The organism is Streptomyces glaucescens (genome assembly GCF_000761215.1).
Taxonomy (GTDB): Bacteria; Actinomycetota; Actinomycetes; order Streptomycetales; family Streptomycetaceae; genus Streptomyces; species Streptomyces glaucescens_B.
Genome location: NZ_CP009439.1, coordinates 104,791 through 123,691 on the forward strand (window position 1 = coordinate 104,791; position 18,901 = coordinate 123,691).

Here is an 18,901-nt window from a genome sequence, read left to right on the forward strand (position 1 = left end):
CCCGGCCCGGCACACCGCAACATGACGACCGAAGGAACCCACTGTGACAAGGCGCAGCTTCGCGCTGTCCTCATGGTCATGGCAGCGGGCCAGCAGGCGCAGACTGACAGCAGTCGGCCTGCCCGTCACCGCAGCCGTAATCGCCACCCTCCTGGGCGCGGCACCGGCCGAGGACACCAGCCGCAGCCACACCAAACTGCCCGAGCCGAAATACGGCAAGGCAGCTGCTTTCAAGGCCAAGAGCTTCAGAAGCAGCGACCCCGCCTATGCGGCCGCCAACAAGACCCTTAAACAGGCCGCTACCAAGCCCGCCTGGCCCACACCCGGCTCAGCGACCCTGGACCTGCCCTCCGCAGCGGGCCAGAGGACGAAGGCGAACAGCCTGCCGGTGGCACTGGCCGCCGCCGCGGCCCAGCCCACGACCGCAACCAAGTCCACGACCAAGCCGACTGCCAAGGTGGCCCAGGCCCCCGGCCGGGCCAAGGTCGCCGTCCTGGACCGCAAGCTGGCCAAAAAGCTGGGCATCGAGGGCCTGGTGCTGACCGTCCAGCGCGCCGACGGCAAGACCAATGCCTCGAGCCTGTCCCTGAGCGTCGACTACAGCGGCTTCGCCCACGCCTACGGCGGAGCCTGGGCCTCCCGCCTGCGCGCCATCGAGCTCCCCGCGTGCGCGGTGACCACCCCGAACAAGCCGCACTGCCGCACCACCCGGGTCCTGCCGACCAGCAACGACGCCAAGAACGGCACCCTCACCACCCAGGTCACCACCCGCCAGGCCACCCGCGCCACCGCGACGACAACGATGGTGGCCCTCTCCGCAGCCGCATCCTCCGACCAGGGCAGCTACCAGGCCACCCCGCTGTCGGTGTCGTCGACCTGGGCAGGCGGAGGCTCCAACGGCGACTTCACCTGGTCCTACCCCATGGACGCGGTACCCGCCCCGGCCGGAACAGCCCCGACGGTGACGCTGGGCTACTCCGCGCAGAGCATCGACGGCCGCACCTCCTCCACCTCCGCCCAGCCGTCGTGGGTGGGCGAGGGCTTCGACGTGCCGACCTCCTACATCGAACGTTCCTACGGCTCCTGCGACGACGACGGCCAAAACGACAAGGCCGACCTGTGCTGGAAGGAACACAACGCCTCCGTCGTCCTCAACGGGAAGTCCAGCCCACTGATCAAGGACGCCGCGGGCTGGCACCTGAAGAACGATGACGGTGAGAAGGTCACGCTTGCCACCGGCGCGGTCAACGGCGACGACGGCGACACCGGAACCAGCGGTGACCAGGGCGAGTACTGGACCATCACCGCCACCGACGGCACCCAGTACGTCTTCGGCAAGAACCGCCTGCCCGGCTGGTCCGACAACGGCACCGCCGCAGACGACCCGGTCACCAACTCCACCTGGGTCGTCCCCGTCTTCGGCGATGACACCGGCGAACCCGGCTACTCCAGCAGCACCAGCTTCGCCGGCCGCGCAAAGCTCCAGGCCTGGCGCTGGAACCTCGACTATGTCGTCGACCCACACGGCAACGTCACCAGCTACTGGTACACCAAAGAAGGCAACTACTACGCCAAGAACGCATCCACCGGCAACGGCACCTACTACCACCGCGGCGGCTGGCTCAAGCGCATCGACTACGGCCAGCGCTCCGACACCGTCTACAGCAAGCCCGCAGCCGCCCGCGTCCAGTTCGACGTCGCCGAGCGATGCCTCCCCGTCACCGGCGGAGAGACCTGTGGCTCCCTGACCGAGACGAACAAGGCCGCCTGGCCGGACGTGCCGTTCGACCAGATCTGCGCAGCGAGCACCCCCTGCACGGACCGCAACGCGCCGTCGTTCTTCACCCGCAAGCGGCTGACCGACGTCACCACACAGGTCTACGAGGGCACCGGCACCGGCGCGGACACCGACTACCGCGACGTCAACGCCTGGCACATGGAACACTCCTTCCCCGACCCCGGTGACGGCTCCGCGCCGGGCATGTGGCTGAAGAGCATCCAGCACACCGGCAAAGTGGGCACCAGCCCGATCACCTTGCCCGCGGTGACGTTCGAAGGCATCCAGCTGCACAACCGCGTCGACAAGACCGGCGACGACGTCGTGCCCTACATCAAATGGCGCGTCCGCAAGATCAACTCAGAGACTGGCTCAGTCCTGACCGTCAACTACTCCACCCCCGAGTGCATAGCAGACACCAACCTGCCCACCGCGCTCGACAAGAACACCAAGCGCTGCTACCCCGTCAAATGGATCCCGCCGACCAACCCCACCGGCGGAGAAGACCCGCAGCCACGCACCGACTTCTTCCACAAGTACGTCGTCACCCAAGTCACAGAATCCGACCCGACCGGCGGCGCACCCCTGAAGGAGACCAACTACACCTACACCGGCGGCGGCGCCTGGGCCTACGACGACGAGTCACCCATCTCACCAGCAAAGTACCGCACATGGGGCATCTGGCGCGGCTACAACACCGTCACCACCACCGTCGGTGAAGCCTCCGGCACCCGCTCGAAGACCACCGCGCTCTACTACCGCGGCATGCACGGCGACAAGCAGACCAGCGGCACCCGCAGCGAGACGATCACCGACTCCCAGGGCGTGTCCCAGACAGACTCCGAACAGCTCGCCGGCCAGCTTCGCGAGCAAATCACCTACAACGGCACTTCCGGCCAGGAAATCTCCGCCAACGTCATCACCCCCTGGTCGCGTGAGACGTCCAGCGACACCCACTCCTACGGAACCGTCCGCGGACACATCGTCCGCACCGGCACCGAGGTCACCCGCACCCGCCTGAACAGCGGCAGCACGATCACCGCCACGACAACCACCACCTACGACCCGAAGAGCGGCCTGCCGCTCACGGTCGAGAAAGACGCTGGCGGCACCAAAGACTGCACCCGCACCTGGTATGCCACCGACGAAACCAAGTGGATGCTGTCCTACCCCAAACGGGTGGAGAAGGTCTCCACAGCCTGCTCCGCGACCCCCAACCGCACCAACGACCCGAACACCACAGACCTGGTCGCCGACACACGCTCCTCCTACGACAACCAGGCCTACGCAGCGCCCCCCACCAAGGGCGACGTCACCCGCACCGAACGCCTCACCGGCTACAACACCGACGGCACAGGCCGCTACCAGACCATCACCACCGCCGCCTACGACGCACTCGGCCGCCCGACAGACACCTGGAACACCAAGGGCACCCGAACCAAGCACATCGCCTACACCCCCGCCACCGGCGGCCCCATCACCCAGACGGCAACCACTAACGCCGCCGGCCACACAGCCACCGCCGAACACGCCCCCGACTGGGGAGTGGACCTCGCACGAACAGACGCCAACGGCAACCGCACCGAACTCGCCTACGACGCCCTCGGCCGCCTCACCGACGTGTGGCTCGCCGACCGCGACCGCTCGGCCGGGCAGACACCCACGCACAAGTACGAGTACAAAGTGCAGTCCACGGCCGCCTCATGGGTGGCGACCAAGTCCCTCAACAACGACGGCACCACCTACCTCACCCAGTACGCCATCTACGACGCATTGCTACGCCCCCGCCAGGTCCAGGTCCCGGCTGCCACCGGCACCGGCCGGGTGATCTCCGAAACCAAGTACGACACCCGCGGCCTGGCAGTCGAAACCGCCGCACAGTACATCGACACCAAAGCCCCCAGCGGCGCCCTCGCGACGCTGCTCACTGCTGCCCCGGCGGGCACCGCAACCGTCTTCGACGGCGCGGGCCGCCCCACAGTGCAGAAGACACTGGTCAACGGCCAGGAGCACTCACGCACAACCACCTCTTACGACGGCAACGCCACCACCGTCCTCCCGCCCGACGGCGCTCCCGCCGTCCGCGAGGAATACGACGCCCGCGGCCGCCTGGCAGAAAAGCGCGAATACAACGACAACACCGTCACCGCCGACTACGCCGGATTCACCTACACCTACGACCACGCCGACCGCCTGAAGACAGTCAAGGACAGCGACAGCAACACTTGGTCATACGGCTACGACTTCCTCGGCCGGCAGACCAACGCCACGGATCCAGACTCCGGCAGCTCCACTACCGACTACAACGATCTCGACCAGGTCGTCGCCGCGACCGACGCCCGCAACAAGACGATCGGCTACACCTACGACAACCTCGGACGGCAGACCGCCCGCGTCGACGGCCCCGTGCCCCTCGTCAGCGGAGTCCCCACCCCCAACGACTCCAAAATCCTGGCCCGCTGGTCCTACGACACCATCGCCAAGGGCCAGCTCACCTCCAGCATCCGCTACGTCGGAGGCAAGACCGGCGACGTCTACGCCATCACCAACGCCGACTACGACAAGCTCTACCGAGTGCTGAAAGAGCAATACACCATCAGCACCAAAGAAGGAGCCCTCGCCGGAACCGGCTACTACACCATCCACAACGCCTACAACCTCGACGGCACGCTCCAAAAACGCACCATCCCCGCCATGGGCGGACTCGCCGCCGAAACCCTCACCTACGGCTACACCCCCACCCGGCTTCCCGACACCCTGCAGGGCCTGACCGGCATCGTCCAGAACACCGACTACCTCCCAGCCGGCGAGCACATCCGCACCACCCTGGGCGTCTCCTCCGCCGCCGACTGGACCGAAATCAACTACGCCTATGAAGACGGCACGCAAGGCCTGGCCCGCCAGACCGTCGTCTCCGAAACCCACACCGGCACCGACGCCGACATCTACTACCGCTACGACAAAGCCGGCAATCCCACCGAGACCGACGACCGCTCCACCAACCCCGGCGACAAGCAGTGCTTCACATACGACGGCCACCGCCGCCTGAAGACCGCCTGGACCGCCACCACCGACTGCGCCAACGCTCCGACCACCAGCACGGTCGGTGGCCGTGCACCGTACTGGCAAAGCTTCACTTACGACTCCGTCGGCAACCGCAAGACCGTCACCGACCACCTCGCCAACGGCGGACCGGCCACCACCACCTACACCTACAAGACCACCGACCAGACCCGCCCCCACGCCCTGGCCAACACGATCACCAACCTGGCCTCCGGCACCCAGACCATGAACAGCTACACCTACTGGGAAAACGGAGCTACCAAAACCCGCAACCTCAACGGCACCACCCAGACCCTCGACTGGGACGTCGAAGGCGAACTGGAAAAGGTCACCGAAGCCAGCGGCACCACCACCACCTTCCTCAACGACGGCGACGGCAGTCGGCTCATCCGCCGCGACACCACCGGCACCACCCTCTACCTGGCTGAGACCGAACTCCGCCTCGACAACGCCAGCGGCAACGTCACCGCCACCCGCTACTACACCCACGCGGGCAAAGCCGTCGCGATGCGCACCCCTGGCGTCCTGACCTGGCAGTCCACCGACCACCACGGCACCGCCAGCCTTCAGATCGACGCTGCCACCCAGGCCCTCACCCGCCGCCCCACCAAACCATTCGGCGAAGACCGAGGAGGTGAAAAGCCGACCACCTGGCGCGGCGAGAAGGGATTCGTCGGAGGCACCGAAGACCCAACAGGGCTCACACACATCGGCTCCCGCGAATACGACTCAACCACCGGACGGTTCATCAGCGTCGACCCTATCGGCGACCTGAAAGACCCCCAACAAATCAACGGTTACGCCTACAGCAACAACAACCCCGTCACCTTCTCCGACCCGACCGGCAACCTTTGGGGATGGCCCGATAGCATGCCAAGTGGCCCCCCTTCTTTCATCAGCGAGAACCCCAGCGGAGGAAGTGGCAACTCGTCCGGAGGTACCTCGTCCGGAGGCACCTCGGCCGGCGGGGCGTCAAGCGCGGGCAGCGCAAACTACAGCCAGGGCGGCGGTGGTGGCTCGTCGTGCCACCGATTTCAGAGTGGTTACGTCTTCTCTGTTCCGTGCCAAAGTGGAGAGCCATCAAAACCTCAGAAGCGCGGAGACTGGAAAGATGCGCTAGCAGGAATCGGCCACTGGATAACAGAGTCCGCTGAAGCAATGTCGAGTGCCAGTTGGTGGTGCTGGATCGAAGACTGCAGTGGCGCGACGGACGCATACGAAAAATTCGTCGATAGTAAGGGTATCGACACTGACTCCTCGCTTTATAACGACACACAAGACAGGCTCGAGGCTTACAGCATGGTGGGCGGGAGCCTAGCGGCGGTGAGCGCTAAGCTCCTCAAGACTGGTTTCAAGAAAAGTGACGTTCCAAGAATCGACTGCCAATGCTTCCTTGCTGGGACAGCTGTCCTCATGGCGGACGGCTCGACGAAAAGCATCGAAGACATCGTCCTGGGCGATGAAGTTCTGGCCACCGATCCCGAGACCGGGGAACAAGGCCCGCGCAAGGTAACCAGCCTCATCGTCACTAAGGACGACAAGCATTTCAACGAACTCTCGATAGCCACAGACAGCGGGATCGAGAAGCTCACAGCGACCTATGAGCACCCGTTCTGGTCGCCCTCAGAACTGGACTGGGTGCTGGCTGGCGACCTGCGTCCCGGGATGACCTTGCGGACCGCTGGCGGTCTCACGGTCATCGTAACGGCCAACAGGGCGTATACCGAGACGTTCAGCATCACGTATAACATCACTGTCGACGACCTGCACACGTACTATGTGCGGGCGGGGGCTACGCCGGTCCTCGTTCACAATTGCGGTGGCGCGAATGGTGGGAAGTATGGTGATCTGCAACCTGCTGGGGCGGGAAATGAAATAAATCACATCCCCGCCAATTCATCCAGCCCTCTCAGTAAGTACAGTGGGCCGTCGATTCGGATGGAATATGCCGATCACCGTGCGGTCTACAGTACAGGGTCATCCCTCGCCTCGCAGGCTTGGCGTATGAGGCAGAGAGAATTGATAGACGCTGGTGACTTCCGAGGCGCCATGCAGATGGATGTAGGCGACATTCGCGCGCGTTTCGGTAACAAATATGATGAGGCGATCACGGAAATGTGGTTGAGTCTCAGTCAAAATAAGGCCCTTCGGGAATGGGCCCGGAATCAGCAAAATCCCTAGATGCTGCGCAGAAAGAAGTGAGGTTCGAGTGTCGTCGGACTGGAAAGTTGAGATCGTCGAGTGTGGTGACCTCGTGCAAGATGATGATGAGGTGACTCCTCCCGGCGAGGCTGAGCGTCGCTGGAATCGATATGTCGAGCTGGCTGATTCGGTTACTGGCAACGAAGGCCCAGCCGGTGTCGCTGCGATCGTCTCTTCCTTGAAGGCTGAGGAGGATTACGGGGCTTACCAGGCGGCGCATGCAGCCCTGAGTCGCTTCCCTCATTCGGACCTCGGTCAGGGAGTGGCCCATGCAGCCAAGGAGCTTCTTTCCATCCCCAAGGACGGGAGTGGGAATATCTTGCTGATCCTGGCCCAGGCTGGCCCTGCGGCAGTCAATGCCTTCAACGAGGCTATTCAGACCGCTGATCCGGATGTGCGGGTCTCGATTCGTAGACTCGTGGAATTTCATGAAGCCAGGGAGTGGCTCTCTGGAGGCAGTGCTCGGAATGTTCTCCTAATGCCGCGACAATAGCCTGGTAGCTTGAATGCAGAAGCCCCGCCTGCACTGGTGTCGGTGGGGCTTCTGGTTTCCGGCAACTTGACGGCGCGTCATTGCACCACGGCTGTGGCAGGCGGGGCGTCGGGCTCGCCGTTCGGCGGGATTGGGGCGTAACTGAGACTGCGTTTGACATCTGCCGTGCCCCCAGCCGCGAGTGTTCGTTGGACCTCTTCTGAAGGGTGCGGGGGGCGGTGCCCCTATGGGTGCGGTCAAGCGGATGGGGCGGGTTGGGGTCCGTGGATCGTGCCGTCGCGGAGCATGGCGAAGTGTACGTCGGCTCGGCGGCGGGCGAGGCAGAGGAGGGCTTGGGCGTGGTGCTTTCCTTGGCTGATCTTCTTTCGTAGTAGGTCCGGGAGGCCGGGTCGGTAAGTGCGGCAAATGCGGATGGAAAGAGGGCCCGTTTGCGCTGTTTGTTTCCGCTCTCTTGGAGGGTTGTTCGCCTCGGATCGACGACCCGGAACTGCGGGTCGCTGGGCCAGGCTGGCGTAGGCGGCGAGGTGGGCGGCGGATGGGACGCTGGATCCGTCGCCGACGTCGATGAGGATGCGGGCTTCGGTCCTGACGCCGATCCCCGGCATGGACGTCAGGACCTTGGAAAAGGGGTGTGCCTCCAGCAATTCTTCGATCCTCGCAGCCGGGAGCTTCTGCTGGTCAAGCACTGCCTGGAACGAGCTGGCGAGGCTGGGTACGATCAGTGAGCTTCTTCGAGGTGGGCCCCGATCAGGTGACCCCAGCCGAACGCAACGAGCGAGGCCCCCGGGCTGTTGATCGAGATGTCTGACGTCTCAATCACGCTGCTCGGGGGCCTCGTTGGTCATCTATCGTGCCGCACTCGACCTGCCACATGCGCTCGTGGAGTGGGTCACCATGCTCATCGTCACCCGTGAGGGGGGCCGCCGCTGCAAGCTCCGCCCGTCCCAGCGCGCGATGGTGGCACTGGTGTACCTGCGTGAGCACATCACCCTGGCGAAACTCGCCGCCGGGTTCGGCATCAGCGAGTCCACCGCCCACGCCTACACCAGCGCGGTCATTCACCTGCTCGCCGAACGCGCACCGGGCCTGCTGAAGGTCCTGCGCGAGGCCGACCCCGACTTCGGTCTGCTAGACGGCACCCTCGCCGAGTGCGACCGGGTCGGCGACTCACGCGAGGACTACTCCCACAAGCACCGCCGGCACGGCGTGAACGTGCAGGTGGTCACCGACCCGGACGGCCGGCTGCTGTGGATCTCGCCGGCCCTGCCGGGCCGGGCACACGACCTGACCGCGGCACGCACCCACCGGATCATCCGGATCTGCGAGCGCCAGGGCGTCCCCATCCTGGCCGATCTTGCCTACCAGGGCGGCGGCCCCTGGCTGACCACGGGCATCAAACGCAGACCCCTGAAGAAGCTCACGCCCACCGAGAAGACTCTCAATCAGGCCCTGGCCACGGCACGGGCACCGGTCGAACGCGGAGTGGCCCGCCTGAAGTCCTGGCGAATTTTCCGCAAGGCTCGATGCAGTCCGAACCGCATGACGTCAATCGCCAAGGCTGTCCTCACCCTGGAGCGGCAACGCTGAAGAAGCTCAGTGCGGCCCGCGTCCGTGCCGGGGACGACGACGGTCTGTTCGTTCAGCGCGGTGAAGATGTCCTTGACCAGTCGCTCGGCCATCCGCGGTGCCTTCGGGCGTATCAGCGTGATCAGTCGACGGCGTCCGCGGTCGCGGTCTTGACCCACCAACCCGGCGCGCGGGACGGTCGTGGCGCAACTATGCGCAACTGGCTCGACAGGGGAGGCCGCGATGACGTTACGGTTCGTCGGGATGGACCCGAACACCGGTGGTGAGGGATCACCGACGGTGTGGGTGGAGGAGGAGACCGCGGACTTGGTACTCCAGGGCGAGGAGGCCGACGAGCTGCTCAAGGCCCTGGTCGGCGAAACTCAGTGGGTGCCCGGCTATAAGACCGGGATCCCTCCGCACGAGCGGGTGATCCGTATCCCGGTCCGCATGGTGCCGATGCTGAGGGAGGCGGGCGATGCCGCAGAACGCGCTGCACAGCGCGACGTTCGCTGACCTGCTCGCCGCCACCCGGCGCAGCGCCGTGCACCTGGAGATGCGCGACGTCTACGCGGTCGGCGACGAGCAGGAGGACTTCGACACCTTTCTGCGTACCGGCGTCGCGAACACCGACCCCACGCGGTCGTTCTGGCCGCAGTGGGTGCCTCTGGTCCAAGACGCGGTCGGCCGCGGGGTGGTAATGCGCCGCGCGAGGATCGTCTCCGAGCCCGTCACCGACTACATCCGCTACGAGCACGCCATCACCACCGTGAACCTCCAGGCCGGCGAGCAGGTCCGCTGGCTGCCCCGCCGCCACGCCTCCGACATCGCCCTGCCGGGCAACGACTTCTGGCTCCTGGACGACCGCATCGTGCAGTTCCACCACCTCACCGGCACCGGCGACTGGGCCGAGAACGGCAAGGAGCGCACCGACGAGCCGACGGTGGCCGCCCTGTGCGCGGCCGCGTTCGAGAAGGTCTGGGAGCGGGCCATCCCGCACGAGAAGTACACCGTCTGACCCCGGCCCCGGACAGCACATGCCCGCCTCCCCTTCCTCCTCCGCACAGGCCGCCCGCGAAGCCCTCGCCCGGCGCCTGAAGCACCTGATGAAGGACGCCGGCATCAACGGGCGCGTGCTGTCCGCCCGGTGCGGCTGGGACCCCGCCAAGACCTCCCGCATCCTCAACGCCAAGGCCGCACCCTCCGACACCGACCTGCGCGCCTGGTGCGACGCCTGCCACGCCCAGGACCAGGCCGCCGACCTCATCGCCACCGCCCGCGCGGTGGAGTCGATGTACGAGGAGTGGCGCCGCCTGCACCGCTCCGGCATGCGCCAGGCCCAGGAAGACGTCCTCGCCCGCACCGCCGAAGCGCAGGTGTGCCGCGCCTACACCTCAACGTCATCCCCGGCTTCTTCCAGACCGCCGGCTACGCCGAAGCCCTGATGCGCTCCATCACCGACTTCCAGGGCACCCCCGACGACATCACCGAGGCCGTCGCCGCCCGCCTGGCCCGCTCCCGCTACCTGTACGAGGGCGGCCACCGCTTCGTCGTCCTCATCGAGGAGTGGGTGCTGCGCACCCGGATCGGCACCACCGAGACGATGGCCGGCCAGCTCGCCCACCTGCTCACCGTGATGCCGCTGCCGTCCGTCTCCCTCGGCATCATCCCGCTCGGCGTCCCTCGTACCGTGTGGCCGCTGGAGGCGTTCTACCTCTATGACGACCAGCGCACCGTCGTGGAGACGCTGACCGCGTCGATCAACGTCCGCCAGCCCCGCGAGCTCGCCGACTACGCCCGCGCGTTCACCGCCCTCGCCAAGCTCGCCGTGCACGGCGACGCCGCCCGCGCCCGCATCCGGGCGGCGATCGACGCCCTGGAGTGAAGGAGCGCGCAATTCTCCGCAACTTCGTTGAGACCCCTCCGGAGCCGCCCGTAGCGTCGAATCACCGACGCCACCAGCCACCGGGAGGCGGGACCCCATACGCGCACGCACCCAAGCCACCACCACGGCCCAGCCCGGCTACGGCGTCCCCTCCCCGGCCCTGGTGGCCCGCGCCGACCGGGGGTTCGCGCGGTTCCTCGCACGCACCACCCAGGCCGACACCGCCCCCACCGACCGCCATGACGCAGCGAGGAACCGATGAGCAGGACGACGGTGCTGTACGACCCCGACGGACACATCGAGGCCGAGCTCCCGCTCGACCGCACCACCCACCAGTGCCTCATCAAAGCCGTCCTGGCGTGGAAGGGAGACCCCGGCCTCCAAGCCGCGGACTACCACCAGATCGCCCTCCAGCTCACCGGCGCCGCCCGCTCCGTGGCCACCGACGTCCGTCGCGCCGCTGGCCGCCTGCCCGAGCGCCGCGCCGCCCGAGCGCTCGCCGAGTACGTCCTGGACGACGCCGACCAGCGTCTCGCCGCCCCGCTCGAGGGAACCGCCGGCTGCGCCCAGGAACGTGCACGGATCGTCCGCTCCCTGTACGAGCGGCTCGACCGCCTCACGGAACTGGCCCCGGCCCCGGCCTCCTGAGCCGCCTCCCGGCGCAGGCCCTCGACACCAGCGGCTGCGCCCGGTCGCGGGGACACCGGGCAGCCCGTAGACCGGACGTATGCTCCTTCGGCCGCCGGTGGAACCGATGCTGGCGCAGTCCCGTGACACGGTGCCCGCGCCGGGCGCGCTGCCCGGTGAGCTGCGGTTCCAGCCCAAATTCGACGGCTACCGGGCGATCGTCTTCACCGCGTGGCCGGCGCCCGGCCCGCTGCTCGTGCAGTCCCGCCGCGGCAGCCTCCTGCAGAGCCGCTTCCCGGATCTCGTGGACGCGGCCGCGGACCTGCCGGACGGCCTGGTCCTGGATGGCGAGCTGGTCGTGTGGGTGGAAGGGCAGATGTCGTTCGAGGCGCTCCAGCGGCGAGCGGTCTCCGGCGGCCGGACCGCTGCCCGGCTTGCGCAGGAGATGCCGGCGCACTTCATCGCCTTCGACCTCCTCCAGCTCGACGGCCAGGAGCTATTGCACGTCCCGTACGGCGAGCGGCGCGCGCGGCTGGAGGAGCTGTTCGCCGACCGCGGGCTGAGTGCCCCCTGGACGCTGTGCCCGGAGACGACCGACCCGGCGACAGCCGGGGAGTGGCTGACGTCCTGGACGCAGGTCCCGGGCGTCGAAGGGCTGGTGATCCGGGGGAGTGGCCAGCGGTATCTGCCGGGAGCCCGCGCGCTGTACAAGGTGCGCCGCCGCGATACCACCGAAGCCGTGGTGGGCGCGTTCACGGGCACCGTGCGGCGGCCGCAGACGCTCGTGCTAGGCCGCCTCGATGCAGAGGGTGTGCTCCGGCCGGTCGCCCGCAGTACGCCGCTGAGGCCGGACGCGTTGCGCGACTTGGCCGGGCGGCTGACGCTCGCCGGACCCGGTCACCCGTGGGAGAGCGTCCGGTTCATGACCTCCTGGGGGTCGCGCACGCCGCTCGATGTCGTGCTGGTGGAGCCGGAGATGGTCGCCGAGATCATGGTGGACACGGCGCAGGAGCGCGGATCGTGGCGGCACCCGGTGCGCTTCGCCCGGCTCCGGCTAGACGTCGCGGTCACGGACGTCCCGCCCTTCGGTGCCGGTGCCGAGCCCGCCAGCGGCTGACCGCCTTCCCTCCGCTTACGGCGGGGTGCGGCGTCACGGACCGGTGAGGATGTCGTGGGTGCCGATCCGGCGCCAGATGACGTGCTGGACGCCCTGGACTATCTCGGGCCCGTACTGCCATGTCGCGCGCCCGTTGCCGTCCCAGGTCAGCTCGAAGACGCCGGGTGTGCTGCGGACGCCCTTCACGCGCAGGCCGGCGCGGAAGCGCCCGCGTCCGGCGCGCAGGTCGTCGACGAACGCGGCCACGGCCTGGCGGAAGCGGCGGCGCTGGGCGGGGGTGAGGCGGTCCAGATCGGTGGTGAAGCGGGGCAGGGCCTCGTAGGTGGGCACGGCGAACTCCTCCAGGAAGCACGAAGCCCCCGGCCGGTGGCCGGGGGCGGTGGTGGCTGTTCGTGTTGAAGGGCATCGGTGACGTGATGCTCAGTCGTGGCGGGTTGTCGGAGAAGTGGTGTGCTGGTGTGCGCTAGATGACGGTGGAGTCGGTTGGTGTGCGTTCTCGTGGCGGGTGGGGCTCGTGTGGTCGCGGCATCGCGGCGCAGTATTCGCACGGTCCGGTCAGAGGCCGTAGCGGTCGTTCATCAGGTCGTTCCACCTCTGCACGTTGGGCAGGTCGTTGGCGCAGACGGTGCAGTGGGGCAGGTAGTCGGTCCGGGTGGGGTACGGCACGTTCGAGCGGACGACGACGGTCGGGCGCAGCGTGAGGGGCCGGCTGCACACCGGGCAGAGGTCTCCGTGGAGCAGTTCGCTAGTCATGCGGCGGACTGTGCACAACTCGATGGCTTACCGTCTCGGGCTGATCGGACGGCCCGCCTGACGGGCGGGGCGGTAAAAATCTGGTGATGCCCTCCCGCCCGGCGGGACGTACCCGAGATCGCGCTTTTGTGCAGGTCAGAGCCGGGTTTCTATGGGCCGGTGATCAGCAAGTCGGAGGTCCGCCCGGGGAACGGGTGGCGCTATCTCTTCCGCGCGGCGTGATGGTCGGCGACGGCCACCGCCGGGCGGGCACGCCGCTGCGCGCCGCCCAGGACGAAGCCGGAGTCCCGCCCGGCGTGTGGAAGGGCCGGGGCCTTGCCGCCCTCGGCCTGACGGCCGGGGACGTGGTGACCGAGCGGCAGGCCGAACTCCTCCTGGGGGAAGGCCGGCACCCGGACGCCGACCGGATCGAGCGCGAGCTCCTGGCGCAGGGGGAGAGCCCGGCCCGTGCCCGGCGGGCGACCGTGCTGGGCAGGCCCATCGAGCACAACGCCTCGCCGAAGACCGACAAGGCGAAGGAGCGCACGCCGTGGCTGGCGCTGGACCTGGTCTTCCGGGCCCCATCGACGGCCCACATCGCGTGGGCGCTCACCGACGACGAGACCCGTCTCGTACTGGAGATGTGCCAGGACATCGCGAGGGACAGGACGCTGGCGTGGCTGGAGGAGTCGGTCGCGCAGATCCGGTGGGGGAGCGGCGGCAAGCACCGCCGGCCCGTGAGGGACGGGTTGATCGTCGCGGTGTTCCGGCACTACGAGTCCCGCGCTGCCGAGTCGAAGCCGCTGCTCCACGACCACGCGGTCGTGTCGATCCGCGCCCGGAGGCCGGACGGGACGTGGGGCAACCTCTCCGCCGACTCGATGCTGGCCCACATCGTCGCGGCCGACACCCTCTACACCCTCCACTTCATGGAGGAGGTGTCCTCCCGGCTCGGGTGGGCGTGGGTGCCGCGCGAGGTGACCCCGGGCCGCCGGCCCGTCATGGAGATCGCCGGGGTCGACCGGCGGCTGATCGGCTGGCAGTCGACACGCCGCCAGCAGATCGAGGACGCCCTGTCCGTTCTCACCGACAAGTACGAGGAACGCCAAGGGCACCCGCCGGGCGAGAAGGCCGGCTACGCGCTGGCCTGCCAGGCCGCCGACCAGACCCGCCCGCCCAAGCGCACCGAGCTGCTGTCGCTCACCGAGCTGCGGACGCGCTGGCGCACCTCAGCGATCCGGGCGTTCGGCGCCTGCACCGTCTACCGGCTCGCCGAGCGGGCGCGGGCGGCGGCCGCGGCGGTGTGGGCGCGGGTGCGGCCGGTGGTCGACATAGCGCTGGTCGCCGTCGACGTCGTCGCCGTGGTGTACGTGATGCGCGGCGCTTTCGCGCGCCATCACCTGCTTGCCGAAGCCCGCCGCCACCTCTCCTACGTCCTGCGCGGCCGCCGCCACGAACCCGGCCTGAATGCACGGATCGTGCAGGCGGCCGTCGACGACCACACCCGCCCCGTGGGGCGCGGCCGGAGGATGACCGCCAATCTGCGCGCCCTGTACCCGAGCGACATCGAGGACCAGGCCGTGCTGCGCCCGCTGACCCGCCGCCGCACGGCCGCCCCGTACGAGCGGGCCCGTCTCGCCGCCGGCGCCCTGGCCGCCCGGGTCCGCGCCGCGCGCCGTGCGGAGCGTCTGGGCTCCCGCACCCGGCCGTACGCCGTCGCCGTGCCCGCCGTCTCGAGGTCGCGCCCGCGGCCGTTCCGCGACGGCCGGAAGGACGGCCGCCTTCCGGAGCCGGAGACCGGCATCGACACGGTGGAGCGGACCCGCCAGACCTTGGAAGCCGCCGCCGCGCAGGTGGCCTCCACGCTCCAGGACAGCCGGCGGGCGCGCGAAGCCGCCCACTGTCTGCGTCCGCAGCCCGCCCCGGCGGCGGTGCCGCCGCCGTACACCCAGCAGCCCGGTACACAGCACACGCCGGGCCGAACCACAGGAGGAGTCACGTGAGCACCCCGGAAGCTCGCCCCAATCCCGACGACGCGCTCGCCCGCGCCCGAGCCGCCCGCGAGCAGATGGCCGCCGCGCTCGACGAGGTCCAGGAGCCCGAAGTCGACGAGCTCGTGGGGTGGCAGCCGATCTGGAAGCGCCCGCGGAAGCCGAAGTCGAAGGCGGCGAAGAAGGCGGAGCTGCGTAAGCAGCGCAAGCGGCCAGGAAGCCGCCAAGCGCCGCCTCGCCGCGAGGAACTCGCGCCGGCCTCGCGCCCGGCAGAGCCGGATCGGCAACGCGGCCGCGCGCCGCGACGCTCGCGCCCTGTCCCGGGTGCGGCACTCCAATGCCTGGCTGTGGTGACGATGCCGGGCACCGTTCACTGAGTGGAGCTCCCGATGTCGCGCATCGCCACCGGATGCAAAACATCGAGTGGGCTCCACTCAGTGGCCTCCACCCGATGGGCTCCACCGAGTGGGCTCCACTCAGGGGTTCCACCCGATGGGCTCCACCGAGTGGGGCCCACTCCGGTGCGCCGGACGACGATGGAGTCCACCGTGGTGCGCACCGCGATGGTGCGCCACCGCGTCCGGCACCGCACCACTCCGACGGTGCGCGGCACTCTCGCGCGCGCCGGTGCGCCGCACCCGACGCTCCGCACCGCACCGGTGCGCTCGCCGCCGCCGACCCCTTGTCCGGGTGCGGCCGGACGCGCGCGACCCCCTTGTCCGGCTCCGCTACACCCCCTTGTCCAGCTCTGCTACCGCGACCCTTCTCCTTGCCATCGCCGGTTTCTGCTTGCGATCAGGTCGCGGTCAAGGGGGTGTGTGATAGAGGAGCCCGCCCGGCCGTGGCGCGCCCCGGCGTGGTGCGGCGACGTCGGGAGACCGCACCGCCGGCGCCTGGCGGTGCGGTTCGAGGGTGCGGTGGAGCGCACTGCGGTGGCGCGGTGCGGTGCGGTGGTGCGGGTGGAGCGCATCACAGTGGTGCGGTGGTGCGCCGGGGATGCGCGCCGCACCGCACCATCGCCGTCCCGGAGGTGCGGCTACGCGGTGGTGCGGTGCGCCGAGTGCGCCTCCATCGCCTGCTTCATCCCCGCGGCCTCCAGCTGGCGCAGGACGTCAGCGACGTCGCCGTGGTCCTCGGTGAAGATGTTCTCGGTGAAGCGGGTGATGTTGTCGGCGATGCCCCGCGGGCCGGCCAGGCAGACGCTGTGGCACAGGAGCTCCAGCATCAGTCGTCCGAGCGCTGCGGCCAGGAAGGAGTGCTCGCACGGCTCCCCGTTGTCATCGTCTGCGGCGGTGACGGGGATGAAGACGCGCGCGGCGACGTCCAGGAGCAGCCGGTGCAGCTCCGGGCCCGTGTCGTCGGCGATCGCGCAGGCGGTGTCGATGTCGGCGGCATGGATCGCCCGGATGTAGGCGAAGGCGTCGGCGACGTCCTCCGGCTCCATCGGGGCGAGCGGCGTAGTGACGGTGTTTTCGGGCATGGGTGGCTCCTCATATTCGGGCCGCCCCGCTGATCGCGGCGGCCTCGGAACCGATGCTCTGTGCGCGGGCCTGTGGACAGAGTCCGCGCACCGACGGTGAGCGCACCCGCCGGGCCGTCGCTCGCGTTGCCCCCTTGTCCAGTTCCGCTACCTGCGACATTCCACCTCATTCCGGCAGGGAGAAATCTCCGTCCCGCCACGCTGCGCGACGTCCCGGAAAAAGCCGCTGCCGCCCGGGGCGTGCCGCTGGGAGACTGCGGAGATGACCACGCAGCGGCTGCCGTTCCCGGTCCCGGACGAACGCGCCCACTACTTCGTCGGCAGCTACGCCGACATGCACGACCTCGTTCAGGACCTGGTCGTGCCCGACGGCGTTCCCGAGGCCGCGGCCACCGTCCTGCGTACGGCCCGCGAGCTGCTGCGCCAGTCCTACTACTGCTACGAGTTCTCCACCGTGGCGGTCATGCACTCTCTGATCGCGGTGGAGATCGTGCTGCGCGACCGCATCCCGGACGCGGGCAAGAAGCCGCTGCACCAGCTCATCACGCAGGGCGCCGCCGACGGGTTCCTGACGGCCCGGCAGGCGGAGTACCTCGACTACGGCCGGCAGATCCGCAACGGCATGGCCCACGGCCAGACCACGCACGTGGCGATGCCGCCGGCCATGGCGGTGCCGATGGTGACGACCTCGTTCACGATCGTCTCCGAGCTCTGCGCCGCACCCTCCTGACGATCACGGATCGATAACGGCGCTCAAGCGAGCGTCACACCGTCGACTTCCGCCACACCTCTAGCAAGTGACGGGGGACTCCATCCGGACCCCCGCGCCACTGCGTGAGGAGCCTTGGAATGACGTACACCAGCAGCGCCCGGCAGCCCGAACCGGAGTCGCGCCCGACCGTGTCAAGGGGTGCTGAAGGCCCTCCAGCCGGCCCGGAATCCAGTGCCGTGAACGGTGCCGCGAACGATTACAACGTCGTACCCATCGCCGCAGCTCACACCGCCCGCCAGGGGGCCTCCCGGCACGCTGACACCTCTCTCCCTTCCCCTGAGACGTCGACGAAGGGGAAGAAGTCCACCCCTGCGGCCAAGGTGCGTGCTGATGCGCTGCGGATGCTGGGGTGCGTGCGCATAGCCACGGTCCGGCAGATGGCTCAGGTGATCACGAAGGAAGACGCCGACGGTCGGTCGTACGTGCGCAGGGCGATGAACAAGCTGGCGGAGCTCGGGCTGGCAGAGACGAACGGCAAGGACGGCAAGCACCAGATCTGGAACCTGACCCCGGCGGGACAGAAGGCTCTGGCCGACGGCACCGAGCTGCCTCCCCGACCGAAGGCCGGCACCGGAGCGAAAGCCGTTCGCGCCGGGTTCGGACCGCACGGCGTCGCGGTGACGGACATGATCCTCGCCTACGGCGGCCGCAAGCACCTGACCGACTGGCAGGTGGAGGTCAACCACGCCATCAAGGAGACCGGCCTCAGCTTCAACACCGACGCCGTCCTCGCGCTGCCGACCAAGACCAGCGAGGTGCGCCTCTTCGAGCTCGACAACGGCACCATGTCCCAGGCCCGGCTCGCCAAGGAGGTATGGGACTACGAGCGCTACGCCGGGCACCGCGTTTGGGAAGGCGCCCGCGGCACGATCGGCACGACGTACCCCTTCTGGCAGCGCCACCGCTACACCCGCTTCCAGACCTTCCCGCGGCTGCATGTCGTCCTGGCGGGGAAGGAGGAGCACCTGCTCGACAACCGCCTCCAGGCGCTCGCCGACGACGTGCACGGCATCACCATTGCGGTGTGGGTGAACACCCTGCCCCGGCTCCAGCGCGGTGAGCCCTGGTACGAGATAGGCGTCGACGACCCGTCCCGCCGCAGGGAGCGCTACCCGGAGCCGGTCGGCCGCTGACCCGGCAGCCCGGGACCTGCCGGGGCGGCGCGCTCAGCCGCAGTCGCGGGGCCGCCCGGCGGG

14 protein-coding genes and 3 pseudogenes are annotated in these 18,901 nt (G+C 68.6%); 12 read left to right on the forward strand and 5 right to left on the reverse strand.

The genetic code is table 11. From position 1 onward, the window contains the following. Positions 1 to 43: 43 nt before the first annotated feature. Together SGLAU_RS32450 and SGLAU_RS35450 are read left to right on the forward strand one after the other, a co-directional pair. Positions 44 to 7,021 (forward strand): polymorphic toxin-type HINT domain-containing protein, encoded by a 6,978-nt coding sequence (locus SGLAU_RS32450; RefSeq protein WP_244315385.1) that lies wholly within the window; start codon positions 44 to 46, stop codon positions 7,019 to 7,021. A 28-nt stretch (positions 7,022 to 7,049) separates the two neighbouring features. Continuing rightward, positions 7,050 to 7,535: a hypothetical protein gene (locus SGLAU_RS35450; RefSeq protein WP_159072848.1), complete on the forward strand. Its 486-nt coding sequence runs from the start codon at positions 7,050 to 7,052 to the stop codon at positions 7,533 to 7,535. Positions 7,536 to 7,771: 236 nt separating this feature from the next. Here SGLAU_RS35450 and SGLAU_RS34245 read toward each other — a convergent pair whose 3' ends face one another. Then, positions 7,772 to 8,221 carry a transposase gene (locus SGLAU_RS34245; protein WP_412556277.1) on the reverse strand — a complete coding sequence of 150 codons (450 nt, stop codon included), beginning with the start codon at positions 8,219 to 8,221 and terminating at the stop codon, positions 7,772 to 7,774. A gap of 151 nt (positions 8,222 to 8,372) precedes the next feature. Here SGLAU_RS34245 and SGLAU_RS32455 point away from each other — a divergent pair, with 151 nt between their 5' ends. Beyond that, positions 8,373 to 9,122, forward strand: coding sequence for a transposase family protein (locus tag SGLAU_RS32455; protein ID WP_078958109.1), 750 nt, complete (start codon positions 8,373 to 8,375; stop codon positions 9,120 to 9,122). 23 nt (positions 9,123 to 9,145) lie between these two features. Here the strand turns inward: SGLAU_RS32455 and SGLAU_RS37055 are convergent. Then, positions 9,146 to 9,268 (reverse strand): annotated as a pseudogene (locus SGLAU_RS37055) (IS110 family transposase); the annotation flags it as partial. Between the two features lie 76 nt (positions 9,269 to 9,344). On the opposite strand from SGLAU_RS37055, the gene SGLAU_RS32460 reads away from it, so the two are divergent. The 5 genes and pseudogenes from SGLAU_RS32460 to SGLAU_RS32480 all read left to right on the forward strand — a co-directional run bounded on the left by SGLAU_RS32460 (position 9,345) and on the right by SGLAU_RS32480 (position 12,730). After that, positions 9,345 to 9,617 carry a hypothetical protein gene (locus tag SGLAU_RS32460; RefSeq protein ID WP_043507534.1) on the forward strand — a complete coding sequence of 91 codons (273 nt, stop codon included), beginning with the start codon at positions 9,345 to 9,347 and terminating at the stop codon, positions 9,615 to 9,617. Continuing rightward, complete coding sequence (locus tag SGLAU_RS32465) at positions 9,580 to 10,119, forward strand: DUF6879 family protein (protein ID WP_099052976.1); 540 nt, start codon at positions 9,580 to 9,582, stop codon at positions 10,117 to 10,119. The genes SGLAU_RS32460 and SGLAU_RS32465 overlap by 38 nt, the downstream gene beginning before the upstream one ends. Positions 10,120 to 10,138: 19 nt before the next feature. Further along, a pseudogene (locus SGLAU_RS32470) lies at positions 10,139 to 10,986 on the forward strand (helix-turn-helix domain-containing protein). A 258-nt stretch (positions 10,987 to 11,244) separates the two neighbouring features. Then, positions 11,245 to 11,634 carry a DUF6415 family natural product biosynthesis protein gene (locus SGLAU_RS32475; RefSeq protein WP_043507536.1) on the forward strand — a complete coding sequence of 130 codons (390 nt, stop codon included), beginning with the start codon at positions 11,245 to 11,247 and terminating at the stop codon, positions 11,632 to 11,634. A 79-nt stretch (positions 11,635 to 11,713) separates the two neighbouring features. Continuing rightward, entirely contained in the window at positions 11,714 to 12,730 is a 1,017-nt protein-coding gene (locus SGLAU_RS32480; protein ID WP_043507537.1) for an ATP-dependent DNA ligase, read from the forward strand. Positions 12,731 to 12,763: 33 nt separating this feature from the next. On the opposite strand, the gene SGLAU_RS32485 is transcribed toward SGLAU_RS32480, so the two are convergent. Beyond that, a complete protein-coding gene (locus SGLAU_RS32485) occupies positions 12,764 to 13,060 on the reverse strand; it encodes a hypothetical protein (protein ID WP_043507538.1) in 297 nt (98 codons plus the stop codon). A 225-nt stretch (positions 13,061 to 13,285) separates the two neighbouring features. Further along, positions 13,286 to 13,483, reverse strand: coding sequence for a hypothetical protein (locus SGLAU_RS32490; RefSeq protein WP_043507539.1), 198 nt, complete (start codon positions 13,481 to 13,483; stop codon positions 13,286 to 13,288). A gap of 194 nt (positions 13,484 to 13,677) precedes the next feature. On the opposite strand from SGLAU_RS32490, the gene mobF reads away from it, so the two are divergent. Both mobF and SGLAU_RS34250 read left to right on the forward strand, forming a co-directional pair. After that, entirely contained in the window at positions 13,678 to 15,465 is a 1,788-nt protein-coding gene (gene mobF / locus SGLAU_RS32495) for a MobF family relaxase (protein ID WP_244315386.1), read from the forward strand. Further along, positions 15,462 to 15,807, forward strand: a pseudogene (locus SGLAU_RS34250) (hypothetical protein). The gene mobF and the pseudogene SGLAU_RS34250 overlap by 4 nt, the downstream one beginning before the upstream one ends. Before the next feature lie 682 nt (positions 15,808 to 16,489). Here SGLAU_RS34250 and SGLAU_RS32500 read toward each other — a convergent pair. Continuing rightward, entirely contained in the window at positions 16,490 to 16,933 is a 444-nt protein-coding gene (locus SGLAU_RS32500; protein ID WP_043507541.1) for a hypothetical protein, read from the reverse strand. A 262-nt stretch (positions 16,934 to 17,195) separates the two neighbouring features. On the opposite strand from SGLAU_RS32500, the gene SGLAU_RS32505 reads away from it, so the two are divergent. Beyond that, on the forward strand, positions 17,196 to 17,663 hold the full coding sequence (locus SGLAU_RS32505; RefSeq protein WP_052414194.1) for a hypothetical protein: 468 nt from the start codon (positions 17,196 to 17,198) through the stop codon (positions 17,661 to 17,663). 383 nt (positions 17,664 to 18,046) lie between these two features. Continuing rightward, on the forward strand, positions 18,047 to 18,838 hold the full coding sequence (locus SGLAU_RS32510) for a replication-relaxation family protein (protein ID WP_078958111.1): 792 nt from the start codon (positions 18,047 to 18,049) through the stop codon (positions 18,836 to 18,838). The last annotated feature ends 63 nt before the right edge of the window (positions 18,839 to 18,901 follow it).

Coding starts and splice junctions, on each gene's coding strand:
- SGLAU_RS32460 (WP_043507534.1), top strand. CDS start 9,345: ATGACGTTACGGTTCGTCGGGATGGACCCGAACACCGGTGGTGAGGGA.
- SGLAU_RS32465 (WP_099052976.1), top strand. CDS start 9,580: ATGCCGCAGAACGCGCTGCACAGCGCGACGTTCGCTGACCTGCTCGCC.
- SGLAU_RS32475 (WP_043507536.1), top strand. CDS start 11,245: ATGAGCAGGACGACGGTGCTGTACGACCCCGACGGACACATCGAGGCC.
- SGLAU_RS32480 (WP_043507537.1), top strand. CDS start 11,714: ATGCTCCTTCGGCCGCCGGTGGAACCGATGCTGGCGCAGTCCCGTGAC.
- SGLAU_RS32490 (WP_043507539.1), bottom strand. CDS start 13,483: ATGACTAGCGAACTGCTCCACGGAGACCTCTGCCCGGTGTGCAGCCGG.
- SGLAU_RS32500 (WP_043507541.1), bottom strand. CDS start 16,933: ATGCCCGAAAACACCGTCACTACGCCGCTCGCCCCGATGGAGCCGGAG.
- SGLAU_RS32505 (WP_052414194.1), top strand. CDS start 17,196: ATGACCACGCAGCGGCTGCCGTTCCCGGTCCCGGACGAACGCGCCCAC.
- SGLAU_RS32510 (WP_078958111.1), top strand. CDS start 18,047: ATGCTGGGGTGCGTGCGCATAGCCACGGTCCGGCAGATGGCTCAGGTG.